Origin of the sequence: Sulfitobacter sp. 1A13679 (assembly GCF_043557115.1) — a bacterium.
GTDB classification, from domain to species: domain Bacteria; phylum Pseudomonadota; class Alphaproteobacteria; order Rhodobacterales; family Rhodobacteraceae; genus Sulfitobacter; species Sulfitobacter faviae.
Map to the genome: position 1 here is coordinate 13,875 of NZ_JBIFFO010000023.1, position 25,413 is coordinate 39,287.

General features: G+C 60.2%; 30 protein-coding genes and 2 pseudogenes. 9 read left to right on the top strand and 23 right to left on the bottom strand.

Translation table 11 applies throughout. From position 1 onward, the window contains the following. Nucleotides 1–22 precede the first annotated feature (22 nt). From ACGYLA_RS16195 to ACGYLA_RS16245, 11 genes are read right to left on the bottom strand one after another with little or no spacing between them, the layout of a single operon-like run. Nucleotides 23–190: a hypothetical protein gene (locus ACGYLA_RS16195; RefSeq protein WP_009815492.1), complete on the bottom strand. Its 168-nt coding sequence runs from the start codon at nt 188–190 to the stop codon at nt 23–25. Next, nucleotides 181–1,794: an apolipoprotein N-acyltransferase gene (lnt, locus tag ACGYLA_RS16200; protein ID WP_088635916.1), complete on the bottom strand. Its 1,614-nt coding sequence runs from the start codon at nt 1,792–1,794 to the stop codon at nt 181–183. Before lnt ends, ACGYLA_RS16195 begins: the two co-directional genes overlap by 10 nt. Beyond that, entirely contained in the window at nt 1,761–2,264 is a 504-nt protein-coding gene (gene lspA / locus ACGYLA_RS16205; protein WP_369824853.1) for a signal peptidase II, read from the bottom strand. Before lspA ends, lnt begins: the two co-directional genes overlap by 34 nt. Continuing rightward, a complete protein-coding gene (locus tag ACGYLA_RS16210; protein WP_088635914.1) occupies nt 2,248–3,030 on the bottom strand; it encodes a ZIP family metal transporter in 783 nt (260 codons plus the stop codon). The genes lspA and ACGYLA_RS16210 overlap by 17 nt, the downstream gene beginning before the upstream one ends. 12 nt (nt 3,031–3,042) lie before the next feature. Continuing rightward, nucleotides 3,043–3,498: a DUF411 domain-containing protein gene (locus ACGYLA_RS16215; protein ID WP_043772538.1), complete on the bottom strand. Its 456-nt coding sequence runs from the start codon at nt 3,496–3,498 to the stop codon at nt 3,043–3,045. Nucleotides 3,499–3,501: 3 nt separating this feature from the next. Further along, nucleotides 3,502–4,875 (bottom strand): M23 family metallopeptidase, encoded by a 1,374-nt coding sequence (locus tag ACGYLA_RS16220; protein WP_271690352.1) that lies wholly within the window; start codon nt 4,873–4,875, stop codon nt 3,502–3,504. Continuing rightward, nucleotides 4,872–5,498, bottom strand: a complete 627-nt coding sequence (locus ACGYLA_RS16225; RefSeq protein ID WP_088635913.1) for an SCO family protein — start codon at nt 5,496–5,498, stop codon at nt 4,872–4,874. Before ACGYLA_RS16225 ends, ACGYLA_RS16220 begins: the two co-directional genes overlap by 4 nt. Then, a complete protein-coding gene (locus tag ACGYLA_RS16230; RefSeq protein ID WP_088635912.1) occupies nt 5,498–5,965 on the bottom strand; it encodes a copper chaperone PCu(A)C in 468 nt (155 codons plus the stop codon). The genes ACGYLA_RS16225 and ACGYLA_RS16230 overlap by 1 nt, the downstream gene beginning before the upstream one ends. A gap of 29 nt (nt 5,966–5,994) precedes the next feature. Continuing rightward, nucleotides 5,995–6,648 (bottom strand): thioredoxin domain-containing protein, encoded by a 654-nt coding sequence (locus tag ACGYLA_RS16235; protein WP_088635911.1) that lies wholly within the window; start codon nt 6,646–6,648, stop codon nt 5,995–5,997. Continuing rightward, nucleotides 6,645–7,067 carry a disulfide bond formation protein B gene (locus ACGYLA_RS16240; RefSeq protein ID WP_088635910.1) on the bottom strand — a complete coding sequence of 141 codons (423 nt, stop codon included), beginning with the start codon at nt 7,065–7,067 and terminating at the stop codon, nt 6,645–6,647. The genes ACGYLA_RS16235 and ACGYLA_RS16240 overlap by 4 nt, the downstream gene beginning before the upstream one ends. Before the next feature lie 5 nt (nt 7,068–7,072). After that, nucleotides 7,073–7,639 carry an SCO family protein gene (locus tag ACGYLA_RS16245; protein WP_088635930.1) on the bottom strand — a complete coding sequence of 189 codons (567 nt, stop codon included), beginning with the start codon at nt 7,637–7,639 and terminating at the stop codon, nt 7,073–7,075. A 207-nt stretch (nt 7,640–7,846) separates the two neighbouring features. Here ACGYLA_RS16245 and ACGYLA_RS16250 point away from each other — a divergent pair, with 207 nt between their 5' ends. From ACGYLA_RS16250 to ACGYLA_RS16280, 7 genes and pseudogenes are all read left to right on the top strand, one after another. After that, a complete protein-coding gene (locus ACGYLA_RS16250) occupies nt 7,847–8,275 on the top strand; it encodes a helix-turn-helix domain-containing protein (protein WP_013959865.1) in 429 nt (142 codons plus the stop codon). Between the two features lie 103 nt (nt 8,276–8,378). Then, complete coding sequence (locus ACGYLA_RS16255; RefSeq protein ID WP_271690428.1) at nt 8,379–8,957, top strand: cation transporter; 579 nt, start codon at nt 8,379–8,381, stop codon at nt 8,955–8,957. A 153-nt stretch (nt 8,958–9,110) separates the two neighbouring features. Then, a complete protein-coding gene (locus ACGYLA_RS16260) occupies nt 9,111–9,458 on the top strand; it encodes a transposase (RefSeq protein ID WP_271690353.1) in 348 nt (115 codons plus the stop codon). Between the two features lie 67 nt (nt 9,459–9,525). After that, nucleotides 9,526–9,879, top strand: a complete 354-nt coding sequence (gene tnpB, locus ACGYLA_RS16265; RefSeq protein ID WP_271690354.1) for an IS66 family insertion sequence element accessory protein TnpB — start codon at nt 9,526–9,528, stop codon at nt 9,877–9,879. Between the two features lie 54 nt (nt 9,880–9,933). Next, nucleotides 9,934–11,484 (top strand): IS66 family transposase, encoded by a 1,551-nt coding sequence (gene tnpC, locus ACGYLA_RS16270; RefSeq protein WP_271690355.1) that lies wholly within the window; start codon nt 9,934–9,936, stop codon nt 11,482–11,484. 51 nt (nt 11,485–11,535) lie between these two features. Then, entirely contained in the window at nt 11,536–12,291 is a 756-nt protein-coding gene (locus ACGYLA_RS16275) for a transglutaminase family protein (protein WP_100161091.1), read from the top strand. Further along, nucleotides 12,281–13,237 (top strand): annotated as a pseudogene (locus ACGYLA_RS16280) (cation diffusion facilitator family transporter). Before ACGYLA_RS16275 ends, ACGYLA_RS16280 begins: the two are co-directional and overlap by 11 nt. 151 nt (nt 13,238–13,388) lie before the next feature. On the opposite strand, the gene ACGYLA_RS16285 reads toward ACGYLA_RS16280, so the two are convergent. The 4 genes and pseudogenes from ACGYLA_RS16285 to ACGYLA_RS16300 form a co-directional block, all read right to left on the bottom strand. Continuing rightward, nucleotides 13,389–14,474 (bottom strand): multicopper oxidase domain-containing protein, encoded by a 1,086-nt coding sequence (locus tag ACGYLA_RS16285; protein ID WP_317406871.1) that lies wholly within the window; start codon nt 14,472–14,474, stop codon nt 13,389–13,391. A gap of 89 nt (nt 14,475–14,563) precedes the next feature. After that, the gene (locus ACGYLA_RS16290; RefSeq protein ID WP_306419543.1) at nt 14,564–14,692 is read right to left on the bottom strand and encodes a multicopper oxidase domain-containing protein; all 129 of its coding nucleotides are present in this window, start codon (nt 14,690–14,692) and stop codon (nt 14,564–14,566) included. Nucleotides 14,693–14,699: 7 nt separating this feature from the next. Continuing rightward, nucleotides 14,700–14,855: pseudogene (locus tag ACGYLA_RS16295) on the bottom strand (multicopper oxidase domain-containing protein); the annotation flags it as partial. A 255-nt stretch (nt 14,856–15,110) separates the two neighbouring features. Next, nucleotides 15,111–15,776, bottom strand: a complete 666-nt coding sequence (locus tag ACGYLA_RS16300) for a DUF3047 domain-containing protein (protein WP_043847224.1) — start codon at nt 15,774–15,776, stop codon at nt 15,111–15,113. A gap of 459 nt (nt 15,777–16,235) precedes the next feature. On the opposite strand from ACGYLA_RS16300, the gene lgt reads away from it, so the two are divergent. After that, entirely contained in the window at nt 16,236–17,165 is a 930-nt protein-coding gene (gene lgt / locus ACGYLA_RS16305; protein WP_050672452.1) for a prolipoprotein diacylglyceryl transferase, read from the top strand. A gap of 69 nt (nt 17,166–17,234) precedes the next feature. On the opposite strand, the gene ACGYLA_RS16310 is transcribed toward lgt, so the two are convergent. Beyond that, nucleotides 17,235–17,618, bottom strand: a complete 384-nt coding sequence (locus tag ACGYLA_RS16310) for a hypothetical protein (protein WP_009824461.1) — start codon at nt 17,616–17,618, stop codon at nt 17,235–17,237. Between the two features lie 137 nt (nt 17,619–17,755). Between ACGYLA_RS16310 and ACGYLA_RS16315 the strand changes: the two genes are divergently transcribed. Next, the gene (locus tag ACGYLA_RS16315) at nt 17,756–18,397 is read left to right on the top strand and encodes a Crp/Fnr family transcriptional regulator (protein ID WP_108895363.1); all 642 of its coding nucleotides are present in this window, start codon (nt 17,756–17,758) and stop codon (nt 18,395–18,397) included. A 117-nt stretch (nt 18,398–18,514) separates the two neighbouring features. Here the strand turns inward: ACGYLA_RS16315 and ACGYLA_RS16320 are convergent, their stop codons facing one another. The 7 genes from ACGYLA_RS16320 to ACGYLA_RS16350 all read right to left on the bottom strand — a co-directional run bounded on the left by ACGYLA_RS16320 (nt 18,515) and on the right by ACGYLA_RS16350 (nt 25,374). Next, nucleotides 18,515–19,378, bottom strand: coding sequence for a cation diffusion facilitator family transporter (locus tag ACGYLA_RS16320; RefSeq protein ID WP_227512169.1), 864 nt, complete (start codon nt 19,376–19,378; stop codon nt 18,515–18,517). 85 nt (nt 19,379–19,463) lie between these two features. Continuing rightward, a complete protein-coding gene (locus tag ACGYLA_RS16325; protein WP_043847221.1) occupies nt 19,464–21,809 on the bottom strand; it encodes a heavy metal translocating P-type ATPase in 2,346 nt (781 codons plus the stop codon). 121 nt (nt 21,810–21,930) lie between these two features. Next, nucleotides 21,931–22,488: a ubiquinol-cytochrome c reductase iron-sulfur subunit gene (gene petA / locus ACGYLA_RS16330; RefSeq protein ID WP_009824465.1), complete on the bottom strand. Its 558-nt coding sequence runs from the start codon at nt 22,486–22,488 to the stop codon at nt 21,931–21,933. An 87-nt stretch (nt 22,489–22,575) separates the two neighbouring features. Further along, nucleotides 22,576–23,250: a TVP38/TMEM64 family protein gene (locus ACGYLA_RS16335; RefSeq protein WP_043847219.1), complete on the bottom strand. Its 675-nt coding sequence runs from the start codon at nt 23,248–23,250 to the stop codon at nt 22,576–22,578. After that, the gene (locus ACGYLA_RS16340) at nt 23,240–23,383 is read right to left on the bottom strand and encodes a hypothetical protein (protein ID WP_009824469.1); all 144 of its coding nucleotides are present in this window, start codon (nt 23,381–23,383) and stop codon (nt 23,240–23,242) included. The genes ACGYLA_RS16335 and ACGYLA_RS16340 overlap by 11 nt, the downstream gene beginning before the upstream one ends. A 70-nt stretch (nt 23,384–23,453) precedes the next feature. Beyond that, nucleotides 23,454–24,905, bottom strand: a complete 1,452-nt coding sequence (locus tag ACGYLA_RS16345) for a multicopper oxidase family protein (RefSeq protein WP_043847217.1) — start codon at nt 24,903–24,905, stop codon at nt 23,454–23,456. 1 nt (nt 24,906) lies between these two features. Continuing rightward, on the bottom strand, nt 24,907–25,374 hold the full coding sequence (locus tag ACGYLA_RS16350) for a rhodanese-like domain-containing protein (protein ID WP_043847215.1): 468 nt from the start codon (nt 25,372–25,374) through the stop codon (nt 24,907–24,909). Nucleotides 25,375–25,413: the final 39 nt, after the last annotated feature.

The following is a 25,413-nucleotide window of genomic DNA, read 5'->3' on the forward strand; positions in this document are numbered from 1 at the left end:
CGGTGCTGTTTCGAAACCCTTCTTAAAAAAAGATGCGCAAGAGGACCACCGATATGAAATAGGTGAGAAGACCGAAGGCGATCGCCGAACTCGCCGCATACTGGAGGATATCCAGCCGGTTTCCTTTTCGGCGTCGCGCCAGATATCCACCCCAGATCGCACCCGCGACAATGCCCGCGATTACCAGCATGACTTTTTCTCCGTTCTTGTTCTCTTGTTGCACCGGTGTGTGCCGACCAGACCTGCAGCCAGTCCGACGGCCCAAGTAGTGAAGATGAGAGCCAGCAGCGCCCAGTCACCGAAGCGCGCATAGAGCGTTGACGGATGAGCAGAGGGCAGAGCCGCATCTATGACACCGGTTTCTCCGTTGCCGAGCCGCGCGACGAGGTCACCGTTTGCGTCGATGATCGCGGAGATCCCTGTGTTTGCGGCCCGGACGATGGGAAGCCCTTCCTCGACAGCGCGCATGCGTGCGGACGCGAGGTGCTGCTCCGGTCCAATGCTGGTTCCGAACCAAGCATCGTTGGTCGCATTGAAAATCCAGTCCGGCCGGAACAGATCGTCGACCACATGGCTTGGGAAGATGATCTCATAGCAGATCGCCACGGCGACCAGCGGCACACCCGGAAGCGCAAGCGTTCGCGGGCCCGGTCCGGGCGTAAAGTCGCCCAGACCCGCCGTGAGCCGCTCGATGGGCAACCAGCCACGGAATGGCACATATTCGCCGAAGGGTACGAGATGGTGTTTCGCGTATCCGGTCAGGATTCTGCCGGTCGCGCCAAAAGCCTGGACCGTGTTGAAATATCGGGTGCCATCCTCGCTCGGTACACGGTCCGGCACACCGGTGAGCAGCACCCTGCCCTCTGTGAGCGCAGCGGCAATGCGGGCCTGCGCCTCCGTATCCTCGTCGAGGAAACCCGGAAAGGCGGTTTCCGGCCAGAGAAGCACGTCGAAATCGCCGCGCCGGGTTGAAAGCTCAAGATAGCGCGCGAATGTCGCCTCGCGGTTCTCGGGCGCCCATTTCTCCTCTTGTGGAATGTTGCCCTGGACGATGCGCAGGTCGACACCGGGTGGCTGTTGTGCATCCGACTGGAGGCGCAGCGTGCCGACAGCCCACATCGTCGCGATTCCGGCCAGCGCCATGAGCGAAACGGTCAATCGTTGCCGCCCGGACGCCATAGCAGCCGCGCCAGGGAGTACCGCGACGAACACGGTGAGAAAGCTTAGCCCATAGCTTCCGACCCAGGCGGCGGTCTGGCGAAGGGCGGCGTAGTCTACAAGTGCGTAACCGGCCAGATTCCAGGGAAACCCTGTCAGAACGTGACCACGCAACCACTCGGCCACGGTCCAGGAGGTCGCGAACAGGAGGCAGGCCAAGAGACTGCCCATGGCTCCGCGCCGCGCGATTTCGGCAAAAAGCGCAGCGGCAATGGCTGGGAAAATCGCGAGACCTGCGGACAATCCCGCGACCGCCGGAATCGCCATCGTCCCAAACCGCTCGGCCTCGACGTAGAAACTTTCCGCGATCCACCAAATCCCGAAACCGAACTGGCCGAGACCAAACGCCCAGCCGACGAGGAAAGCACGCCCGAAGGAGAGATCGCGAAGCCCGACAAACAACGCGGAATAGGCAACGGGAACAAGCAGGAGAATCGAAAGAGGCGGGAAAGTCAGAACGGTCATCGCCCCGGCGGCGAAACCAAGCGTCATCCGCGAAAGAAAACGGTGGCGCAGAGCGATGCGGTTCAGAATTTCCGGCTTCACGACTTGATCGAACGCCGCGCGCTGATCCATGGCGCGGCGAGCAAGAGCCCCACGCCACTGACGACAAATACATCGGCCAAGTTGAAGGCAGGCCAATGTGTTGTGCCAATGTAGAAATCGAGAAAGTCTGTTACAGCCCGATACCGCACACGATCGATGACATTGCCCAGGGCTCCGCCAATGATCGCACCGTAGGCAAGCATTTCCACCGCATTGTCGGCGCGAAACAGCATAACCCCTAGCCAAACACAGATGGCAAGAGCGAGAGCGATTAGGCTCCACCACGGAGCGCCGCCCAGCATCCCGAAAGTCACGCCGTCATTACGATAAAAGACGAGGTTGAATCCCGGAAACACGGAAATCCCGGCGCTTAAAGTGGCGGCATCCGCAACAACAATGGCTTTGGTGATCTGATCAATCGCGAACGCAGCAAGCGCCGCGAAGACGCCGATCACCGGAGATACCTTGTTTAGTGACATTGCCTCATCCCAACCAGACATCGAGAAACAGCATCAGAACGAGCCCGACTGCGAGACCGAGCGTCGCCCTGTTCTGATGGCCGCTGCGATGGGTTTCGGGGATGATTTCGTGGCTGATGACGTAGAGCATTGCGCCCGCGGCAAAGGCCAGTCCCCATGGCAGCAGCGGTTCCGACAGTGTGATGATCCCGGCCCCGAGCAGGCCGCCAATCGGCTCGACCATGCCCGTCAGCGCCGCGATGCCCCAGGCGCGCAGCTTCGGATATCCCTCGCCCAGCAGAGATACAGCGACGGCCAATCCTTCGGGCGCATTCTGAAGCCCGATGCCGACAGCAAGCGGCAAACCGCCCTCCATACCTCCGGATCCGAAGCCGACCCCCACGGCAAGGCCTTCGGGGAAGTTGTGGATCGTGATCGCAATGATGAACAACCAGACCCGCCGCAAAGACGCCGCTTCGGGCCCTTCGCGTCCCATCTTGAAGTGCTCGTGCGGCAGCTTTTCGTTCATCAGGGCGACAGCCCCCATGCCCAGAAGAATCGAAACGCATACGATGGCCGCAGGCATCGCGCCGTTTTCGAACATCGGCTCCGCCGCATCCAATGCCGGGATGATCAGCGAAAAGAAAGAAGCGGCGAGCATCACACCGGCAGCGAAGCCGAGCGACAGAGCGCGTGTGGCCCGAGACGGGATGCGCCCGAACAGCACGGGAACTGCTCCGACTGCTGTGAGCGATCCGGCGGCAAGACTTCCGAGAAAGCCGAGCATTATCGGAGACAGATTTCCCATGGGCGGGCCAGATTATCCTTCGGCGTAGCTCGAAAAGACTTCCGTCGACCCGTCCTTGCGGATGAGGAAGACATCATAGGCTTCACGGTCGTCTTCTGGCCCCATGCCGGGCGAGCCATAGGGCATCCCCGGAACAGCGAGGCCGACGGCGTCCGGGCGCTCCTCGAGAAGGCGGCGGATGTCAGCGGCCGGTACATGGCCCTCGATCACGTAGCCGTCAATGAGCGCGGTGTGGCAGGAGACCATGCGCTGCGGCACGCCGTTGTCTAGCTTGAAGCGCACGAGAAGCCCGCCGAACATGTCCTGGCCGGTCGGCACAAACCCGTTCTCTTCGAGATGTTTCATCCACGAGAGGCAGCAGCCGCATCCGTTGGTCTTGCGGACGTCGATCGCCGTTGCCTCTGCGAGGGCCTGGGCCGCTGGGAACAGGGCGAGCGTGATGGCGAGAGCTTGGGTCATGCGTTTCATGGGTCAGAGCCTTTCGGTTGTCGTTTTGGCAATCTCGCTGCCGAGGTTTTCATTCAGAAGCGCGCGCGCCTCGGCCAGACGCGAGAGCGCGGCGGTATCATCCGCTTCGCTCTCGGCTGCTTCGGCGAGCCGGTCGTCAGTGAGGGGGTCAGTCGGGCGCCCATCCACGAGGACTTCGTAGTGCAGGTTCGGACCTGTCGCCGTGCCAGTCGCGCCGACGCGGCCGATCACATCTCCCGCCGCAACGCGTTGGCCTTGTGCCAGGTCTTCCGGCACGGCGCTCAGATGCGCGTAGCGCGTCATGGTGTCGGAGCCGTGCGAGATTTCGACCACACGGCCATAGCCACCGCGCCAGCCAATGAAACTAACCCGCCCCGGTGCCGTCGATTGAACCGGTGTCCCACGTGCCGCTGCGAAATCGACGCCGGTGTGCATCCGGACGTTGCCAAAGACCGGATGCGTGCGGCGTCCGAACACCGAGCTGAGGCGCGCACCCTCGACCGGCTGTGCGAAGACGCGCAGCACCTCGCCATCGACGTAGATCGTCGCCTGACCGCTGCCGTCGTCCGGCCATACGATCTCGTAAAGCGAACCGCCGACCTCCAGTGCGGCGAAGGCGAGTTCGGGCTGTCCGATCCTGTCCTCTCCGACCCGCGCCTCACGCCAGAGAAGCCTTAGTGTTTCGCCACCGGCCATCTCGCGGCGGAAATCCACGGTCCCACCCAGCATCTGCGCAAGGTCCACGGAAAAACGGGCGGGTATGCCGGCTTCGTCGAGTGCCGCGAAGATCGAGCTGTCGATCACGGCTTCGCCGGCAAGGGTTACGATCTCCGGATCCGGAGCCACGACCTGTGTGGACAACTGCTCGCCGAAAACCACCTCGATCCGAACCCCGTCCTCGACGGCGAGTGAGACGGTGCGGGGGCTGCCGTCCACGGTCGAAGCGACAGTGACCGAGTGCCCCGGCCGCAGCCGTCGCAGATCGTATTCCGCACCAAGCGCGAGGGCAACTTCGGCTCTGTCAGGTGCCGCAAGACCGGCCTCTGACAGCAAGAAATCGAGCGTTTCGCCCGGAGCAATGTCGCGCGACCACGTCGACAGGGGTGGCTCGATCGCTTGCACCGGCCTGTCGGCAAACGCGGCCTGCAGAAGGGGCAGCGGGCTGAGGTCGGGTGCATCGTCTGCCCATGCCGCCGCGGGCAACGTCACGGGGATGTCAACGTTCTGGGGGGCTTCAGGACCTTGGGGCATCCAGCTACCTGCCTGGGCAAGTTCCGGCGGCACGGGTTCTTTCGACATGGAATCAGAGATGGCGATAGCCGCTCCCGAAACCGTCCCCGCAATTGCGACACAAGCCGCCAAAGATCTGAGCCTCATGTCGCCCCCTCCATTTCTTCTTCCAGCGCGCGGCGGATCTTCGGCACCGCGAATTCTTTGGGCTCGTGATAGTCGATCATGGTGACGAATCGCCCAGAGGCTGCGAACAGGAAGACGCTCGCGGTGTGGTTCATCGTGTAATCGCCGCTCTCCGCCGGTACTCGCTCGTAGGTGGCGCGGAAGCCGTCCGCGACGCGCGCTATCTGCTCTTCCGGTCCCGTCCAGCCACGTATCCCAGGATGGAAGTAGCCGACATATTCCGCCATCGCCTCGACGGTATCGCGCTCGGGGTCGACCGTAATGAAGACCACGTTCATCTCGTCGGCCTCGTCTCCCAGATCGTCGAGCCATCCCGAAATGTCCGAGAGCGTGGTCGGGCAGACATCGGGACAGTAGGTGAAGCCGAAGAACACCATCGTCGGGCGACCGATCAGGGTTTCCGGCCCGACCGCGTTGCCCTCATGATCCGTCAGACGGAAATCCATCTCGGTCAGGGCCATAGGCCGCTGCCCGACAGGTTCGGGTCCACCGGGTCCATCGACCTGCCACCAACCGACGAAGAGCATCAGGGCGACCGCCCCGACACCAGCCGCGCCGTACCCCAGGATCGCCCGTCGCCGCATCAGTCCTCCGGCCCTCGCGCGGCGATGCCGAGGATCGGCACATGGACCGTCACTTCGCCTCCGTCGTCGAAAAGCAGGGTCAGCGGAAAGGTGTCCCCTTCCGTCATCGGTTCTTTCAGCCGCATCAGCATCGCGTGCAGGCCGCCCGGCTCGAGCGCGACGCTTTCGCCAGGGGCGATCGCGATCTCCCCCGCCGGGCTCATGGAACTCACACCTTCGGCATTGGTCTTCGTCTCGTGAATTTCGGGCATCATCGCGAGCGGTGTTGTAAGGCCGATCAGCGTCACCGGTTCGTCGCCAGTGTTGCGGATCGCCATGTAGGCGGCCCCGGGGCGGTTCATCCCGATGGAGGCGCGGGACCACGCGTTCTCGACGACAACATCCTCTGGTCCGGCCAGCGCGGGCACTGAGAGCCCTCCAAAGGTCAAAAGCACGGCCAGTGTGCCGGTCAAAATATACTTTTTCATCGTTCTGATCCTGCCCTTTCCATTCAGCTTTACGCGGCAGCGACTTCGGCAGCCACCAATCGCCGCAGTTCTGCCTCCCCGAACGGATCGAGCGGCTTGCCGTTCACGAAGAATGTGGGCGTCTGGCGAATTCCCACGGTCTCGACGTCAGCACGATCCTGGTTCAGGATCGCCACGACATCGGGTGCCAGCATTTGCGTGCGCGCGGCCTCGGCATCGAGTCCGGCCGTGGCGGCGATTTGAAGGATCAGACCAGGCTCCGGGGCACCGTGCGACGCCCATCTCGGCTGTTCCCGCAAAACGGCCTCGAGCACCGGCACGTAAATGTCCTGCATGCGCGCCGCCTCGAGCACGCGGATCGCTTCCTCGGATGCCGCGCCGTGGAAGGGCGTGTAGCGGATCACGACGCGGACAGCATCCCCATGCTCGGCCATGATGTCCTTCACGATGGGATGAAAGGCGCGACAGGCCTCGCAGGCCGGATCGAAGAATTCGACGATCGTGACGGGCGCTTCCGCAGGCCCGAGGATGGGCGAGTAGGGGCGGATCATCGCGTCCGCGAGTTCCGGCGCAACAGGCTCCGCTTCGGCCACCGGGCCGGGGCGGGTTGCAAACCAGGTGGCTCCGCCGAAACCGGCGACGCCGAGGGCGAGAACGGACAGGATCAGGCCGCGTCGGTTCATGTTCGTGTGTCCTTCAATGAAAGGGCCGAAAGCGCCCCGATCAGCGCGAAGGCGGCGAGCGCCATCAGCGGGATAGGGATGCCTAAGACCAGTTGGTTGTCATCGGTGCAAGAGGGGCCGGTCGCCGTGCAGGGCTGGATGCGTTCGGGAACAAGACCGACGTACAGTCCCATGTGCCACAGGGCGACTGCGCCGCCGCCAAGCGCCAATGCGATGCCATAGCGCCCCACGCGGCCGTCCCGCCACCAAAGGCCCAGCCCGAGGATAATGGCCAAGGGGAACATGAAGGCGCGCTGGAACCAGCACAGCACACAGGGCGTCTGCCCCAGCACCTCGCCGATGAAAAGCACGGCAAGCGAGGCGACGAGCGCGATGATCCACGCCAGCCCGAGGGCTGTTTCTCCGGACATACGGTTCATGTCGGTCAGATCCTCTCTTCCAGGTCGGCGAGGATCTCTTCGGCGGAGGTGCCGTAGGGCCACGAGTCGGCGAAGCCCGCGTCGGGATCGAAGAGGAACAGATGCGACGTGTGGCCCATCGTGTAACCATCCGGCGCCGCAGCCTCTTCGACGCGTTCGAAGAAGATCGGAAAGGTCTCGGATGTGGCGGCGATCTGTTCCGGCATGCCGGTCAGCCCGATGATGCCCGCATCGAACAGCGGGACGTATTCGGCGAGTGCTGCGGGCGTGTCTCGTTCAGGGTCGATTGTTATGAAAATCGGCTGGACCTTGGCGGCATCGTCGCCCAGACCGTCCATCACCGCCGCGACCTCGGATAGGGTCGTCGGGCAGACGTCGGGGCAGTTGGTAAAGCCGAAAAAAACCAGCATCCAGCGCCCCGCAAAGTCCTCCTCGGTTCGAACCATACCCTGGTGGTCCGTCAGTTCGAACTCAGCGAAAAAAGGCGGTTCGGCGTCGGTTCGGGCGCTATCGGAACGATAGTCGGACCAGAGCAGAAGCCACACGAAGGCAAGCGCTGCCACGCCTGCCAAAACCCAAAGAAACTTCTGTGCCGATGTAAGGGACAATCCTGTTCGCCTGATTTTGATTCTTATTGCCTGTGCGGATACATCCTCTAGCCGCTAGAGGTTCAAGCACGAAATCATGGTATAGCTTGAACTCACGCGTCTGTGAATCCGACACTTGTTTATTCCGACGGCAAAACCTACACAAACTGTATCTTTTTCATGGAGGCGAAAATGCTCACGATCGGTACTCTGTCAAAGAAGACTGGCACAAAAGTGCAGACCATCCGGTACTACGAACAGATCGGACTCATGCCCGAACCTGGCAGGACCGAAGGCGGACAAAGGCGCTACGACAATGCACAGCTTGATCGACTGTCCTTCATCCGCCACTCGCGACAACTCGGTTTCTCGCTCGATGCGATCCGCGAGCTGCTCGACCTCAGCGACCATCCCAACCGGCCCTGTGATGAGGCTGATGCCATCGCGCGTCGCCAGCTCAAACAGGTGGAGCAGCGCATGGCCCGCCTGAAGGCGCTCCGCACGGAACTGAAACGCATGGTTCACGAATGCAGCGGCGGGCGGACGGGAGATTGCAAGGTGCTTGAGGTGTTGCGGGACCATTCGGAATGCTTGACCGAACACGAGGAAATCGGGGCCTGAAGGAATTCAGCCAACAATCCGGCTGGAACGCAGATCAGCCGCAGAAGTTAATGTGTCGTACAACACAAGCTGGAACCACAAAATGGCCGCTAGACAAGATTCAATGGAGAGACGGACGCTTTGGATCGTTCTGGCGCTCAATATTGGTTTGGCCGTGGCCTTTTTCGCAACAGGCGCCTTCGGCGACTCAAGTGCCCTGATCGCCAACGGGCTCGATAACCTCTCCGACAGCTTCGTCTACGCGATCAGCCTTTTCGCTTTGTCCCGATCCGCCAAATGGAAACGCGGGGCGGCGAACGTTTCCGGCGGGCTGCTGATCCTGTTCGCTGCAGGCATCCTCTACGATGCGTGGCGCCGCTACATCGGTGGGTCAGATCCGCTCGGGACGATCATGATCGCCATGGCCCTGATCGCAGCAGCCATCAACGCGGTCTGCGTCTGGCTGCTCGCTAAGCTCAAAAATCCGGACGTCAACATCCGCGCGGCCAACACCTTCAGTTACAACGATTTCGCCGCGAACCTTGGGATCGTCGTGGCCGGTGGCCTCGTCGCCTGGCTAGGAACCAACTGGCCGGACCTCGTCGTCGGCGTGATTGTCGCCGAGATCGCGGCCTGGGGAGGTATCGACATTCTGCGCGACGCACACGGCGAACACCACAAAGCGGTTCACACGGACAAATAGTTGCGGGAGATTCTTTCTGAAAGAAAGGATTGAAGCTACAGTGACTATAGAAATTAGTTTTGTTCCAAGACGATTCGAGGGTAAGCGTCGTCTCGACCCCACGTTGCTGCTGATGGCTTCGGCTGCGAAGTGATCTCCATCTCATGATGGGGAGTGCGTTTCGCAATGTGCGCTACAAATTCGTTTCTCAAATCGCTGGGCGTCGAGATCTACGCGTCGGGTCATCGTCGGTGGCCGGATGAAGCAAAGGCCTTGGCCGTCTCGATGACCCTGGAAGCTGGAGCGACTGTAAATGCCGTAGCGGAGCGGTTTGGCATTCTGCCCAATCAACTTTCGGCGTGGCGACGAGAGGCCAAACAGGGCAAGCTGGTGCTGCCTGCAGCCGAAGTCGAGGAACCTGTCTTTGCGCCGCTCGTCGTCTGCGAGGTCGCCGAGGAGGAAGCGCGTCCGGAGGTAACATCGCAGGCGGCCCCGATCAGGATCATTCGGGGGCTGTTGTGATCGAACTGGCGCATGACATGCCCGTCGCCCGGGTCGCTGAGATCGTCCACGCGCTCGAGGCGCATCCATGCTGATGCCCTCGCAGGGTGTGCGGATTCTGGTGGCGACGAAGCCGGTCGACTTCCGCAAAAGCCATGACGGCCTCGCGGCCCTGGTCCAGTCTACTCTGGCGGAAGATCCGTTTACCGGAACGGTCTTCGTCTTCCGCTCGAAGCGCGCCGACCGAATGAAGATCCTATTCTGGGACGGCAGCGGGCTCGTGATGGCCTACAAGCGGCTGGAAGAAAGCACTTTCACCTGGCCTGCGATCAGGGATGGGGCCATGACGCTGAACCGGGCACAGTTCGAGGCCCTGTTTGCCGGCCTGGACTGGCGCCGTGTGCGATCGCTGGAGGTGCGCAGACCAGCTGTGGCAGAGTGACTCGCCCCAGGGAATGATAGGGCATCGACGCATTTGGCGCGGTATAATCTGCGCATGTCCAACGCCCCGCCCATCGACCTGTCCGCGATCCCCGAGAGCCAGCGCGCCGCCGTTCTGGCGCTGCTGCAGGAGAATGGTGCGCTGAAGGACGCAAACCGGCGCCTCGAGCATCTCGTCGCCGAGTTGAACCATGTCGTGCATGGCAAACGGTCCGAGAAGCTGAGCGAAGACGACCGGCAGCTGGCCTTCGAAGACCTGGAAACCGCCGTCACGGAGGTCGAGGCCCGCAAGGAGCAGGCCGCGCCATCCACCACGACGCCGCGCCGGAGACGGCAGCGCAATCTCGGCCATCTGCCCGCTGATCTGCCGCGCATCGAACGTGTCATCGAACCGGCGAGCCTTGAGTGCCCGTGTGGGTGCGGCCGCATGCACCGGATCGGCGAGGATCGGACCGAGCGGCTGGACATCGTGCCCGCGCAGCTTCGGGTGCTGGTCGACATCCGGCCGAAGTATGCCTGCGGCATCTGCTCGGATGGGGTCATTCAGGCTGTCGCCGCACCCCGGCTGATTGAAGGCGGGCTGCCGACCGAAGGGTCCATCGCACATGTCCTGGTGTCCAAGTTCGCGGACCACCTGCCGTTTTACAGACAGAGCCAGATCCTTGCCCGCTCCGGCATCCAGATCGATCGCAGCACCTTGGCGGACTGGGCTGGCACAGCGGCCTTCCACCTCGGCCCCGTGGTCGACAGGCTAACCGAGCATCTCAAGTCCTCCGGCAAGTTGTTCATGGACGAGACGACCGCCCCGGTGTTGGATCCGGGCCGTGGCCGAACCAAGACCGGCTACCTCTGGGCGCTTGCCCGGGATGATCGTGGATGGGGCGGCGATGACCCGCCCGGCGTGGTCTTCACCTATCGTCCAAGCCGTGCTGGCGCCCATGCCGAGCAGATCCTGCAGGGCTTCGACGGCATCCTGCAACTGGATGGCTATACCGGTTACGATCGACTGACGCGCCCCTCCCGCAAGGGCGGCGCGCCGATCACGGTGGCCCACTGCTGGGCGCATGCGCGGCGCAAGCTGAAGGAGGTCTTCGACCGCGACGGCTCGGAAATCGCCGCCGAGGGCCTGCGCCGGATCGCTGAGCTCTACCGCATCGAGCTCGAGATCCGGGGCATGGGCCCGGGCCAACGTCTGTCGGCCCGTCAGGCCCGCAGCGCGCCCCTCGTGGCCGAGTTCGGTGATTGGCTGCAGGCACAGCGTCTGCGTATCTCGGTTAAGTCGCGCCTCGGCGAGAAACTGACCTACATCCACCGCCAGTGGGGCGGCCTGCAGACCTTCCTCCACGACGGCCGCGTCGAGATGGACTCCAACGCCGTCGAAAACCTGATCCGCCCGATCGCCCTGACAAGAAAGAACGCACTCTTCGCCGGCCACGACGAGGGCGGCCGCACCTGGGCCCGCATCGCCTCCCTGATCGCCACCGCGAAGATCAACGGCGTGGAGCCCTTCGCCTACCTCGAGGCGACCCTCGAAGCGATCACCGCCGGTCACCCCGCCAGCAGGATCGACGAGCTGATGCCCTGGAACTTCACCACGTCAAGCTGATCCCGCGTGGGGCGCAGACAGCGCTTACATTCGAGGAGCGACCCGTTGCATATGACCGACCCCCTACTTGTACCCACCAAACTACTGGATTTTGATGCCGCGCCTCTTGCGCATCTAATTGAGAACCGCAGCTGGCGCGGCTTATCCGAATACGATCGGATCGGAGCTGCCTATGATTTCGTTCGGAATGAAATCGCGTTCGGATACAATCGAGCTGACGACATCCCCGCATCGGAAGTGCTTTCCGACGGCTACGGGCAGTGCAATACCAAAGGCACGCTCTTGATGGCGCTGCTGCGTGGTGTCGGCATTCGTTGCCGGTTGCATGGGTTTACGATCCATAAAGGCTTGCAGCGCGGTGTTGTACCTGAGCTGGTGTATCCGCTTGCTCCGCAGGAAATTCTCCACTCATGGGTCGAGATCGAATTTCAAGGTGCCTGGATCAACCTTGAAGGCTTCATCCTGGATGACGCTTTCCTCAAAGTCCTGCAAACGTCTTTCTCGGACACGGACAGTCTCTGCGGTTATGGCGCGGGCACGGATTGCCTTGGCGCGCCTCCCGTCGCCTGGAACGGAGAAGATACCTACATTCAGAAAACCGGCATCGTGCAGGATTTCGGCGTGTTTGATACGCCGGACGCCTTCTATTTTTCCCATGAGCAATCCTTTGGATGGCTGCGTGGTGCCCTTTACCGTCATATCATACGCCACTGGATGAATGCGCGCGTTCGTGGTTTCCGCAGCGACCGCCTCAAGACTGACCGACGCGCGACACACGCGCATGAGGAGCCTGCCAATGCTACATGACCACGGGCACGCGCATATCGATCCGGATTCTGGCGATCGGCGGGTTGCCATCGCGATCTGGGCGAACGGGCTTCTTACCGTTGCGCAAATCGTCGGGGGCATATTGTCGGGCAGCCTGGCACTGATCGCCGATGCGCTGCACAACTTTTCCGATATGGCTTCGCTTGTCATTGCCTTCGCCGCACGCAAGATCGCGCGCCGCCCAGCCGATGAGCGCATGACCTTCGGCTATGGTCGGGTCGAAATCGTCGCAGCCCTGGTTAACTACACCACCCTGATTTTGATCGGCTTCTAACTGATCTACGAAGGTGGCATGCGCATGATTGATCCACCCGAAGTCATGGGTTGGACCGTCGTCATTCTCGGTGGAATTGCGCTTGTGGTCGACACGCTGACCGCAATGCTGACCTATTCGATGCAGAAGGGCAGCGTGAACATCCGCGCGCTTTTCCTGCATAACCTGTCGGACGCGCTTGCTTCGGTCGCGGTTATCGTCGCTGGGTCGCTGATCATCCTTTACGACATGCGTTGGGTCGATCCTGCCATCACCATCGGCATCGCCATCTACATCCTGTATCTGTCTTTCACTGAAATAGGCGGCCCAATCCGAACCCTGATGCTCGGGAGCCCGCCGGACATCGACAACGAGGCCGTCGTCGAAGCGATGCGGAAAGTCGAAGGCGTCGCCGACGTCCACCACGTCCATCTCTGGCAAATGCAAGAGCACGAGGCTGCGCTCGACTGCCATGTCGTCGTGGCAGCCGAGGGGTGGTCGAAGATTGAAGAGATCAAGAGCGCGATCAAGAAGCGGCTGAAGGGAGAATTCGGCATCAGCCATTCCAGCCTCGAATTCGAGCACGAGGATCGCGCTCATCAGAACGCCGATCTCTATGGTCACGGTAATTCGAGAGATGGGGAGGAAACTCATACTCACGAAAAAAGCTGACCGAGCATGAGGATATCATTTCCTCATTTGCGACGGCAAGTTGACGTCGACCAACGTCAAGTGGACTGATGAACCTTTGCATGAGCAACTGGCTGCGAAGGGCAGTAGGGAAGGTCTGAGGCGGATACACTACAGGGGTATCACGTCCAAGTTACAGAATGTCACTTGACCTCCCCTTGCTGGAAGGTTGTAGCAGTAACTGTATGACCTGCGTTTTTCGCCTTGTTTTGATTCTCATGCTGACCTTCGGTGCAGTGACTGCGCCGGATATGTCGTCGGCCAGTATGTCAATCACGGCTATGGCGCAGATGGAACCCACCGAAAGCGCGGATGGCCGTTGCGGCGGGTGCGATCCCACCGGATTTGCTGAGGGCACTGCCTGTGAAGGTGGGTGTCCTGTTCCTTGCGCCTCCAGCGGTACTTCTGGCCTCCTTGCCAAGATGCCGTCAGCGCGGCTCACGAGGCCTTTTGGTACTGCCGTCCGGGGTGCCGAACCTCTGATCTCACTCGGCACGAATCCGTCGCTTGATCCATTCCCTCCCAAACTGCCTGTCTGAATCGTCATCGTCTCGCCCGGCGCTACGAGGGTCGTGTCGCGAAGGTGGGTTCGCGCACCATTCTGATCGGTTTCCCAGAAATGGTGGCCATGCAGGTGGATACCGTGCGGAAAAGCAGTGTCGTTCACCATCCGCACCTGCACTGCTTCATCACGTCTTGCCGAAATCAGCGGTTTGTTCGGCAGACCGCTCACGTCGTTGAAGGCCCAGCCCCCGAACCCGCCGTGCGCGCCGTCCCCGGCACCGCCTTGCATGAAGAGATCTGCCGTTTGCGTGATCTCTCCGGGCGCGGGCACGAGGTTCGCGGGGAGGGGAGCTATCGGCGCAGACCGGATTTGTCGCTGACCGTTCAACATAATGCCCCCCAGTTCCTCGCCACCCGAAGGCACGGTTTCTCTTAGGATCACATCACCCGTCACATCTGCGATGATGTCGATGCGCTGCGCCGGTGCGAGTTTTAGATTGCCCAGCGAAACCAGCTCGGGCAGCGGCATCCCGTCATAGGCCACACAAAAGCCCGTCAGCCCGTCGATACGTATCTCGAAAATGCGATCCGGTGTCGGATTGATCAGACGCAACCGGATGTGATCCCCCAGCCGCGCCTGCTCAGACGACAGGAAGGTGGTCATCAAGTTCCCCAGCCTACCTGCTGTTATGAAATCAGCGCGGTCGAATTCCATGTCGAACTGGCCGGTGTCATCAAGCCGAATGTCGAAGAGGATGGCCGTGATGTCCTGATCCACGTCTGGCGGGGCAGGTTCTTCGACGATCAGGGGCCGAACAGTCCGCGGGCGACCTGTTCGTAGGAAAGGTAGTGGGAGTGATACCAGTAGGTTCCGGCATCGGGAACCGGAAACCGGAAACCGGTACTCGTAACCCTCATTCGGGATGATGACATCCTGTGTCAGCACGTTTACGCCGTCCATCGCGTTGGGCAACCGAATGCCATGCCAGTGTACGAGGGTCCCGTCCTCCAGCCCGTTTTCCACCCGCGCCCGCAGAATATCGTTCTGGCGCTGTCTGATTTCGGGGCCGGGACAGGTGCCATTGAATCCAAGCATTGCAATGTCCCGCGACCCGATCCGGGTGAAGGCCGGGCGTCAGGGTGACAGGCACCGAAGCCGCACTCAGGGGCAGGGGGAGCGTGGCTGCGCCAAGCGCAACCATCATCTGAAGACGCTTAAGCATGGGTTTCCGTGTATTCCGTTTCTGGGGCCTGCAACCCACATCCCCCACCGTTGCGGAAGGGCGTCCCGGCGAGATATATTGATACATTGCAGATCGGCGCCCAGGTTTGGCGGAATACCGGAGAGCACCTAACGTATCTGCAGGTCCTGAATGGCCGCAAGGATCTTTCCGTCGGTATCATCGCTGTCGGCTGTCACCGCAAGACCGACCAGAACCTTTGGCATGTCCCCGAACGCACGCACGAAATCGCGATCCAGGTTCACATTCTCGGTGAAGTTGCCGGTTTGTGCCGTTTGCAGAATTTTCGATTTGAGACCCGTCGAGTAGGGGCTGTTCAGCAATGCGCCTTTCGCATGATTGCCACCCCAGACATAAACCAGCGCCCGCGTATTGGGATCACGCAGCAATTTGCGCGCCGTTGTTCGGCCAAGCGTGCTTGCGGTCTGCGGATCGACGAATATGAAGTACAAAGCAAGATTGCGATCATCGCCGCCGCGCCGTGTGAGGTCGGTTCCCTTAACACCCTGCGTGACGGACCATTCCCACATTGCTGCCTTTGCGGTGCCAAGGGCTGCGCTGACCGGACGCCAGAGAACCGAAACCGTGCCATCGGAAATCACGTCCAGCCGCCGACCTTGCAGGCCGTACTCGTTCGAAAAGAGCCGCAAGAGGCCCTGTTCTTTCCAGCTTCCATCGAATGGAATTGTCTTTCCTTGCGCATAGAGGGGCGGGGCGTTTGCAGCTAATGCAACAAAAGCGATGAAAAGTGTCGCTGCGAGGGACCGTATAAACATCTGAACTCCTTTTGCGATGCCGCTGGTCCTGCTTTGATCCCGGTTATCACCATTATGTGCCGTCATGATCCGTTGAATTGTGCCGGGCGCGCGCAACTTCAATGAACATATCCGTGATCATAGATGTGGTTGCGCAATGGTCGTTGCAGGACGCGGGAGCGAATTCAGATCATGGAGCGCGACCTTGATCGGCTGATTTCCCGCGACGGACGGATCCAGTAGGCGGCGGAGCTTCCAACCGTTACAAACAAGTACAAAACTCATGGGATACAAGCGCCTGAACACATGGACGCGGGTGCCGATGTGCGTCATCTCTGGTTCAACGGAACCGACTCCCGCACGCAAGGATGGCACATTCACCACAGCGCTTTGGGCTGGGGACAACAGGGTTGAACGCGCCAACGTCCGTTGCGGGAAACAAAATGTGGCCTTGTGTGAAACAGGCAAAGGTAACAAAGAATGCTGACTTCGATTATCCAATTTCCTGACATCGGAACAGAGATTTTTGCCGTTGATATCGGATCGTTCCGCTTTGCCCTGCGTTGGTATGCGCTGGCCTATATTGTTGGCCTCCTTATCGGCTGGCGCATCTGTGTCGCATTGGTCCGCTCTTCGTCAGTCTGGGGGGCCGGGGCGCCGCCGCTGCAACCCAAGCAACTGGAAGACCTGCTGACATGGATCATTCTGGGCGTGATCGTGGGGGGCAGGCTGGGGTTCGTGCTTTTCTATCAACCTCAGTACTATTTTCAGAACCCCGTCGAAATCTTCATGGTCTGGCAGGGTGGTATGTCATTTCATGGCGGCTTTTTCGGCGTGGTCGTGGCCACCTTGCTTTTTTGCTATCGCAACGGCGCACCCGTTCTATCAACGGCGGATCTGCTCGCTGTTGCAACACCACCGGGTCTTTTCCTCGGTCGGCTGGCCAACTTCACCAATAACGAGCTTTGGGGCCGTCCGACCGATGTGCCCTGGGCGGTGGCATTCCCCGGCGAGGCGGCCCAGTCCTGTGCGGGCGTCGTGGGCCTGTGTGGCCGCCATCCGTCCCAGCTTTATGAGGCTCTTCTGGAGGGTATCCTGCTTGGCTCGGTCCTGATCTTTCTGGCCTGGAAACGCGGTTGGCTGCGCTTTCCCGGAAGCCTTACTGGCCTGTTCCTGGCGGGATACGGAAGCGCAAGGTTCCTTGTCGAGTTCTTCCGGCAGCCTGATATGCAGTTCGTCACGCAGGACAACCCGATTGGACATGCGGTTCATTGGGCGGGCTATGGGCTGACAATGGGCCAACTGCTGTCGTTGCCGATGATTATCCTTGGCGCGGCCCTGATCGTATGGTCCCGCAGGCGTGTGACGGTTAATTCTGCGGATCTGGTGTCGACATCAGATTCTTTGTGAATATCCGAGCGTAGTGTTGGCGAAGTGACCATTGCGGCCTGGGTCCGCATATGAGCCTTGGGCGCGTGCTCAATGATGCGGCTTGCGTCCTTTCGCAATCATCAGATGGTGCTCTTGATGATGTACACCGATTGTCATCAGACCAAAGAAACCAAGGCCCTGTATTTGTTCACCATCGCCACCCACGATCAGTGCGACACCATCCTCCATTTCTTCTGACGCAACACTCCAGCCTGTTTCACCGGCAAGGAACGGTGCATGGGCGGGAACCATTGTGTTGATGGCCGACAGGACACGCGGGCTGCCACGCACTTCGAACCGTGCCCCGTCGGGCCGCAGAATGCGGGTGACCTCTGCCTTTCGTGTCAAAAGGTCCATATCGACCAGATGGTCCCTCAGTTTGTCGATATTGACGGCGCCCCAATCGGTTTCGGGATCGGCCTGGAGCAGCACAACTATTTCGGCCAATGCGGCGAAGGCGGACTGGCCGGTTTCCTGGGGCGTCGGACGCGTGACCCATGGATGAATGCATTTGTTGCGGCGTAACGGGTGTCGCAAGCAAGACAGCGAAGAGAACGGGTATCAGTCGCATGGACCAGCCTTTCCTGAGTGTATTCGGATTCAGCCTAGTACCTGATCGGACCCTGAAATATGATTTGGATCATATGATGCCTGAACCCTATAATCTCATACCGCCCTCCGCCTTGCGTCCGCTGACGAGGGCCGCAGGGGATACGGTCTTTCGTCAGGGCGCGCGGACCTGCGGCCTTTATGTTGTTAAGTGCGGGCGCGTTCATCTTGAGCGTGTCGGCCCGGATGGCGAACGATTTATCATCTACCGTGCCGAGCCCGGGATGAGCCTTGCCGAAGCATCGGTGTTTTCGGATAGATACCACTGCGATGCGGTCGTGGCGGAGGCTGGGGCGTTTGTACAGATCGACAAAGCGGCGGTCTTGTCTGCCTTTGCAGATCCGGATTTTGCACGCGCCTATGCGCGGCAAGCGGCACAGCAGATACAAGCGCAACGTCAGGCGCTTGAGATCGTAGGCATCCGCCGCGCAGAAGAACGGGTCTATGCCGGTATGGTGGCGGGCCTGCTTGAAAGCTCCGTTGTCGATTTTGCCAGCGCGCTGCACCTTTCGCACGAGGCCACCTATCGGGCCTTGCGAAAGCTTGTGAATGATGGCCGGATCGCAAATCCGACCCGGGGAACGTATCATTTGCGCCCCTGAATGGATCAGCCGGACCATGCCCGGTTCGAGATAACAAAAGGTGCGGTAGCAAAGCTTGGCGGGTATTTCGCTTGCCCGATAACAATGAGAATTGCTGCCCGCGACGATGACCTGTTTTCAAAGATCGCCGTTATGCCCTGTCTTACTGCTCGCCGCTGAAAGGTCGATTGCCTCAGCGCCGCTTTCGTCGAAGCACCGTGTTTCGATCTGCAGGGTTGCGAAAAAGAACCCGAAGTCCTTACGCAGCATGTCGTAGGCGGTTTGCAGGACCTCTTCTTGATCTGTGACACGCAGATGCGCGGAGAAGACATGCTTGCCACTTGTCAGCGCCCAGGCATGAATATGGTGAACATCGGAAACCTCGTGCAGTTCTTCAAGGGTACGTTTGATTTCAGGCAGACTCACTTCGGGGGGCGTGCCTTCCATCAAAAGATGCGCCGCTTCTTTCAGCAATCCCCAGCTCGCCCATAGCAGGACAAACCCGAACGCCATGCCAAGCAGCGGGTCGATCAGCAGAAACCCGGTGAATTCGATTGCGAGGGCGGTCACGATGATCAACAGACTGCCAACAAAGGTCTGGATGATATGCCAGAACGCTCCCTTCGTGTTCAGATCTTCCTTGCTTTGCTTCCAGATCAGCGCAAGCGAAATGAACTCCGTAAAGAGCCCCCCGGCAGCCGCAATCAGCATCGGACCCGTTGGAAGATCAATTGGCGCAGACATGCGCATGGCAGCCATCGCGATGACAACAACCGCCATGGCCAGCAAGAAGCCGCCATTCACAAGGGCGCCGATGATTTCGGCGCGCGCCCAGCCAAAGCTCCGCTCTTCATCCGCCGGACGCAACGCCATACGCGCCGCGACAATGGCGACCAGCACACCGCCCACGGCCGAAAAGGTATGGAACGCGTCGGAGATGACCGCGATTGACCCTGTCCATAGGCCAATCGCCAGTTCAATCACAAAATAGATGCCGGTCAACTAGGCTGATATCGCCAGCCCCTTGCCGCCGGACGGCATATGCCCCTGATGTCCGCCTGCCATCATCTATCTCCTTAGTTTGCGACTAAAGCCGTACCCGTCGCAGCCGCAGTGCATTGCTAATGACGGAGACCGAAGACAGGCTCATCGCGGCGGCGGCGATCATCGGCGACAGAAGAAGGCCGAAAAACGGGTAGAGAATACCAGCCGCGATGGGCACACCTGCGGTATTGTAGGCGAAGGCAAAAAACAGGTTCTGCTTGATGTTTCGCACCGTTGCCTTTGCCAATCGGCGCGCACGCACGATGCCGACAAGATCACCACCCAGAAGGGTGATGCCTGCGCTTTCCACGGCAACGTCGGCACCGGTGCCCATCGCAATGCCCACATCAGCCGCCGCCAGGGCAGGGGCATCGTTCACGCCGTCTCCTGCCATGGCGATCCGGGCCCCTTCTTGTCTGAGGGAGTCCACCAATGCCTTCTTGTCTTCGGGCAAGACGCCTGCGTGGACTTCATCAATACCCAGCTTTGCGGCGACGGCTTCGGCGGTTTTCTGATTGTCACCGGTTGCCATTATGACCCTGAGACCGAGGCGATGAAGGTCATCGATGGCGTCTGCCGTGGACTCCTTGATGGGATCGGCAACAGCGACAATGCCGGCAAAAGTGCCATCTATCGCCACAAGCATTGCTGTCTTTCCAGATTCACGAAGGTCGTCCGCAGCAAATTCCGCAATCGAAGCGTCAACGTTGATCTCTGCCATCATGGCGGGATTCCCAAGTGCCACGACCTGGCCATCGACCATGCCTTTCACGCCCTTGCCAGTCACGGCTTCGAATTCCGTTGCGTTCGGAAGCGTCAGCCCCCGTGCCAGCGCACCCTCGACTATTGCTTCGGCCAGCGGATGTTCGGAGCCCCGTTCGAGGGCCGCAGCCATTGTCAGCAGGTCATTTTCAGCCTTGTCCCCCGTGGGCACCACGTCTGTCAGCTTGGGGCGCCCTTCGGTGAGTGTTCCGGTCTTGTCAACGATGACGGTATCGACACGCGCCATGCGTTCCAGTGCTTCGGCGTCTTTGATCAGAACGCCAGCCTGTGCCCCGCGGCCCGCCGCCGTTGTGATCGAAATGGGCGTCGCAAGGCCCAAGGCACAGGGGCAAGCAATGATAAGAACGGATACGGCTGCAGTAACAGCGAAGGCGAGCGCGGGATCGGGCCCTAAGAACAGCCAGACAACGAAGGATATGATCGCAATGACGACAACCGTCGGAACAAAGACGGACGATACCCGGTCCGCCAGACCCTGAATCGGCGCGCGCGACCGCTTTGCACCTGCCACCATGTCCACGATCTGGGACAGGACCGTGTCCGCACCGACCTGTGTGGCCCGGATCGCCAATGTGCCGTTCTTGTTGATCGTGCCGCCTGTGACCCGGTCGCCTTGTGTTTTCTCGACCGGCAACGGCTCTCCGGTGATCATACTTTCGTCGATAGATGAATGCCCTTCGAGGACCTCGGCATCGACGGGTATGCTGTCGCCGGGGCGTACCCGCAACCTGTCACCCTCAACAATGTGTTCGAGAGGTGCGTCATATTCCGTCCCGTCCGGCAGGATCCGCCGCGCCGTTTTTGGTGCGAGATCGAGCAATGCACGGATGGCATCACCCGTCCGTTCGCGGGCGCGCAACTCGAGCACCTGACCGACAAAGATCAGCGCAACGATCACAACCGCAGCTTCGTAATATGTCCCGACGCTTTGGCCGTTTCGATACGCTTCGGGGAAAATGCCGGGCAGGAATGTTGCGGCAAGCGAATAGATATAGGCAGCCCCGACGCCAAGCGCGATCAGGGTCCACATGTTCGGCGATATATTCCTGATCGATTCCCACCCCCTTTTGAAGAAGGGAAGAGCCGCCCAGAGAATGATCGGGGTTGCGAGGACGAATTCGATGTAGACAGCCGTCTGATGTCCGATCCATTCCCGCACAGGTAGGCCGACCAGTTCACCCATCGTCAGGATAACCAGCGGAACGGCGGCTGCCGCGCTGATCCACATGCGTGTTGTGAAATCGGACAACTCTTCTGACGGCTCGTCCGATGGAAGCATCGGTTCAAGCGCCATGCCGCAGATCGGACAGGACCCGGGCTCATCCTTCAGGATTTGCGGATGCATCGGGCAGGTCCATTGCGTACCGGCCTCGCCATGTGCTGGTGTCTTTTGGGCGTTTCCCGACGCATAGTAAAATGGGTCTTTGCCAAACTTGGTTTCGCAGTTTTCCGAGCAGAAATGAAAGACCTCTCCATCATACTCGGCACTGCGCGTGTCTTCGTCTATCTCGACGGTCATGCCGCACACCGGGTCGGTCGCTGTATCTGGGTCTGATGCGGTCGAGGTGCGCGTCATGTCGTGATGATGTTCTTGGTCCGTGGCCATCTTCTAATTCCCGTTTTCAAGACAATTGAACACATAACCCTTCCAGTTACTGGAGGGTCAAGACTCTTCCGACAACGCTGCGTATGAATTTTATGGGCCTTCGCGATGCGCGAAGCTCCTGTCAGCCCAGGGTCAGTATCATGTCTTCCGAAACGGACATCGTGGGAATATGCAGGTTCTCCGGTGCCGGACCCTTTCGAATGCGTCCTGCTGTATCATAATGGGAGCCATGACAGGGACAGAACCAACCACCAAAATCGCCGGCTCCGTCACCAAGTGGTACACATCCCAGATGCGTGCAAACGCCTATCATGACCAAGAAATTCTCATTTCCCGCCACTGCCCTGTTTGCATCGGTGGCCAGGTCATCTCCGGATATGTTGGGATTTCTGGCGACGGTATCAGGAAGGGAAAGCACATCTTCCGAACGGGCCTGCGCGATTTCCGCGTCGGTCCTGTGCCGGATGAACACCGGCTTGCCGAGAAAACTGACAGTCAATTGCGTTCCGGGTTCCACACCGGAGATATCGACGCGGATCTGGGACAGCGCGCGGACATCGGCGGATGGGTTCATCTGATTGAGCAATGGCCAGACCGCAGCCCCTACGGCAACCGCGCCCGTTCCGGCGGTGGCGTAGTACAGGAAATCCCGGCGGAGTTGTGGTGTTTGTGTATCCATAGCGATTCACGGTCGCAGCTTCCTGTGGGGGAAGGTCAATGGTAAAGTAGGCAATCACGGTTTTCATTTTTGCTGACATACTCAGACTTAGGAAGCGTTGGTTGACCGATTTGTTCGCCAGAGCGCTGCGACCAGCAACGGTGCGGCAGTCATCAATCCAAGACCGATGATGATCCACTCAGCAGTGCCGAAATCTCCCGACATGGCCTCTGCTCCGAAATGCGCGAGCAGGAAACTGGCTGGAAGAATGCCTGCCAGAGTTGCGATCAGGAACCGCCAAAGGCGCAGGCGGCTGAGACCGGCAGCGTAGCTCATTGCGTCAAACGAGATGAAGGGCAAGAGGCGAGACGCGAACACCGTCAACATCAACAGATTTTGAGAGCCCAATAACCCGAAACCGGCCTTATCCCCAAGCCAGCGCTCAACGTGGTCGCGCCCGATATAGCGGGCGATGATGAATGCCACGAGTGCACCCAGTTCCGACCCGATGGCGACATAGACAGCTCCGGCAACATGACCATACGCCGCGCCTGCCACCAGTGCGACCGGTGCACTTGGAATGGGGCTTGCCACGATCGAAACCATCATGAGCACGATGATGAGCAACGGTCCCAAAGCGCCGGCCCGCTCTATCCAGACCTCGATAGTCTCGCGGGCTATCGCCGGGCCATATCCCATTGCCCATATGGCTATCAAAAGTACGCCAAGCGCAACCACCAACCATAGCCCAACCCGATGCAGGCGCGGTTTGCTAAGCGGCATGGAGCACCAAAAGAAAGAGAGCTGCGAAGACAATTGGCCTTTGCTCGGGCAAGATGAAATGCATAGGCGCAGAGATGACGATCAACAGCCCGCCGGCGAGGGTCAGCCGCTTGATGTGCAATTCGGTTTTCATCTCAAACCTCTATCGAGGAATAGGATTCCCCTAAAGGTTCCTGTCAGCGGAGGGTAAAGGGATTTCTGCGCTAAGCAACACTGAATTGCCCCATCATGCCGCCGTCTTCGTGTTCCAGAATGTGGCAGTGATACATGTAGGGCGCAGCCGCTGAGGCAGGTTTTTCGAATTTCATCGCAAGCTCCACTTCACCATCCACCAGTACCGTATCCTTCCAACCCCTGTTCTCTGCACGCGGTGCCGTACCGTTTTCCGACAGGACCTGAAACCGGACGCCGTGAACATGGAACGGGTGCATCATCATGGCCCCACGCACAATCCAACGCTCGATGCTGTTGAGTTTGGTGGAAAAATTGAGCGTTCCCGAATCGTATGACGCGCCGTTGATCGAAAATCGGTTACCGGACCGCGAGAACATCATCCCCATGCCCATCGACATATCCAGTGACAGACGTCGGACTGGCGCGTCCTTGACCGCAAGATCAGGCAACTGCCCGTCCAGAGAGCCGGGCAGGGCGTCGATGCGAACCGGAAGGGTTGTGTCGACAGCGAAAGGCAGCACGGTGAATGGACTGCCGGAACCGCCGCCGCCCATCATTCCGCCCATGGCCGAATTAATGATATCGTCGGACTTCAAAACACTGTCCCGCCCGCTTGTGAAATCCACAAGCACTTCTGCGCGCTCTCCTGGTGCAAGGGTCAGGCGGTTCAGCGCAATCGGTCGATCCAGAAATCCGGCATCTGTCGCGATGAGATGAAGCGACCGGCTGTCAGACATGGACAGGCGGTAAACCCGCGCATTCGAGCCGTTGACGACACGGCACCGCACGATCCCCTTCGGAACCGCTGCCGACGCGCCGATTTGACCGTTCACAACCATTGTGTCGCCCTGAAACCCGTTCATGGACTGGTGCATGCCGGGATCGTATTTCAGGCGTCCGCGCCAGTTGAACTGACGGTCCTGCAATACAAGGGTCAGATCATCGACCCCGTAGGCGGATGGCAATCCACGGGCGTCATCCGCGTCATCCGTCACCTGCAGAACACCCGCCAGCCCCAGCATGACCTGCCGTGCCGTCGCGCCGTGAATGTGGCTGTGATACCAGGCCGTTGCCGGGGGCTGGTCAAGGTCCAGCACCGGCTTCCAGGTGTCTCCCGGTGCGATGGCCTGATGTGGTCCGCCATCGAACTCACCGGCAACAACCAACCCGTGCCAATGCGCCGACATCGGCTCGCCAAGCGTGTTGTGCACCTCTGCCCGTGTCTCGACCCCGGCCTGCACCCGGATCGTCGGGCCAAGGTATCCCTGGTTGTAGCCGAACGTTTCGCTGGCGGCACCGTCGTCAAAACGGGTCTCGCCCGTGCGGGCTTCCAGCTGAAAAAGCCGGGATGTCGTCGCATCGAGAAGGGGAGGATACGCGAGCCTCTTGTCCGATGCCGCGAATGCAGCCGATGGCAGGGCAAATGCAGCCCCAAAGCCTGCGGCATGGCCCAACAGTTCTCGACGGTTCAACAGTTTCACTTCAACTCAATTCCTCTGGCAGCGCCGCCAGAGCCATATCGACACTGACGACCGGATAACCGCCCGCGATCCAGCCCGGTCCGGCGGCAGAACCGAGCATGCCTTCGGATACGTCAAGAAAGCCGCTGTAGCCAGCCTGCCGAAGACTTCGCATGACGCGGCCAGACCGCCCGCCTGTCGCACAGATGAGCGCGACAGGCCGCCCTTCGGCCCGTTCCCGGGCGGCAAAAAGCCGCTCGGCGAAACGGTCCTCATGCAGGCTGATGGGCCAGGTACCGTCGGCAACGCCGGTGTCGGTCCATTCCGGTCGCGACCGAACGTCGATCATCCGGATCAGGTCCTGTTGCAGCGCATCTGCTGCCATGTCCGCCGACCAGACCTCGGCGGTCTGGGCGACAGCCGAGAAAGGTGCAACGGAACTGGCCAACATCGCAAGGCTTGCGCCGCGGCGCGTCAGAAAGAAGGCCATAATTTGCCCCCATCAAGCTGAGTGCCGCAGGCTTGACCC

Coding starts and splice junctions, on each gene's coding strand:
- lnt (WP_088635916.1), bottom strand. CDS start 1,794: ATGGATCAGCGCGCGGCGTTCGATCAAGTCGTGAAGCCGGAAATTCTG.
- petA (WP_009824465.1), bottom strand. CDS start 22,488: ATGGATACACAAACACCACAACTCCGCCGGGATTTCCTGTACTACGCC.
- ACGYLA_RS16275 (WP_100161091.1), top strand. CDS start 11,536: ATGACCGACCCCCTACTTGTACCCACCAAACTACTGGATTTTGATGCC.
- ACGYLA_RS16285 (WP_317406871.1), bottom strand. CDS start 14,474: ATGGAATTCGACCGCGCTGATTTCATAACAGCAGGTAGGCTGGGGAAC.
- ACGYLA_RS16350 (WP_043847215.1), bottom strand. CDS start 25,374: ATGGCCTTCTTTCTGACGCGCCGCGGCGCAAGCCTTGCGATGTTGGCC.
- ACGYLA_RS16225 (WP_088635913.1), bottom strand. CDS start 5,498: ATGCGGCGACGGGCGATCCTGGGGTACGGCGCGGCTGGTGTCGGGGCG.
- ACGYLA_RS16230 (WP_088635912.1), bottom strand. CDS start 5,965: ATGAAAAAGTATATTTTGACCGGCACACTGGCCGTGCTTTTGACCTTT.
- ACGYLA_RS16255 (WP_271690428.1), top strand. CDS start 8,379: ATGGAGAGACGGACGCTTTGGATCGTTCTGGCGCTCAATATTGGTTTG.
- lgt (WP_050672452.1), top strand. CDS start 16,236: ATGCTGACTTCGATTATCCAATTTCCTGACATCGGAACAGAGATTTTT.
- ACGYLA_RS16335 (WP_043847219.1), bottom strand. CDS start 23,250: ATGCCGCTTAGCAAACCGCGCCTGCATCGGGTTGGGCTATGGTTGGTG.
- ACGYLA_RS16210 (WP_088635914.1), bottom strand. CDS start 3,030: ATGGGAAATCTGTCTCCGATAATGCTCGGCTTTCTCGGAAGTCTTGCC.
- ACGYLA_RS16340 (WP_009824469.1), bottom strand. CDS start 23,383: ATGAAAACCGAATTGCACATCAAGCGGCTGACCCTCGCCGGCGGGCTG.
- lspA (WP_369824853.1), bottom strand. CDS start 2,264: ATGTCTGGTTGGGATGAGGCAATGTCACTAAACAAGGTATCTCCGGTG.
- ACGYLA_RS16315 (WP_108895363.1), top strand. CDS start 17,756: ATGGACCAGCCTTTCCTGAGTGTATTCGGATTCAGCCTAGTACCTGAT.
- ACGYLA_RS16240 (WP_088635910.1), bottom strand. CDS start 7,067: ATGAACCGTATGTCCGGAGAAACAGCCCTCGGGCTGGCGTGGATCATC.
- ACGYLA_RS16220 (WP_271690352.1), bottom strand. CDS start 4,875: ATGAGGCTCAGATCTTTGGCGGCTTGTGTCGCAATTGCGGGGACGGTT.
- tnpB (WP_271690354.1), top strand. CDS start 9,526: ATGCTGATGCCCTCGCAGGGTGTGCGGATTCTGGTGGCGACGAAGCCG.
- ACGYLA_RS16290 (WP_306419543.1), bottom strand. CDS start 14,692: ATGTCATCATCCCGAATGAGGGTTACGAGTACCGGTTTCCGGTTTCCG.
- ACGYLA_RS16215 (WP_043772538.1), bottom strand. CDS start 3,498: ATGAAACGCATGACCCAAGCTCTCGCCATCACGCTCGCCCTGTTCCCA.
- tnpC (WP_271690355.1), top strand. CDS start 9,934: ATGTCCAACGCCCCGCCCATCGACCTGTCCGCGATCCCCGAGAGCCAG.
- ACGYLA_RS16250 (WP_013959865.1), top strand. CDS start 7,847: ATGCTCACGATCGGTACTCTGTCAAAGAAGACTGGCACAAAAGTGCAG.
- ACGYLA_RS16325 (WP_043847221.1), bottom strand. CDS start 21,809: ATGGCCACGGACCAAGAACATCATCACGACATGACGCGCACCTCGACC.
- ACGYLA_RS16195 (WP_009815492.1), bottom strand. CDS start 190: ATGCTGGTAATCGCGGGCATTGTCGCGGGTGCGATCTGGGGTGGATAT.
- ACGYLA_RS16300 (WP_043847224.1), bottom strand. CDS start 15,776: ATGTTTATACGGTCCCTCGCAGCGACACTTTTCATCGCTTTTGTTGCA.
- ACGYLA_RS16235 (WP_088635911.1), bottom strand. CDS start 6,648: ATGAACCGACGCGGCCTGATCCTGTCCGTTCTCGCCCTCGGCGTCGCC.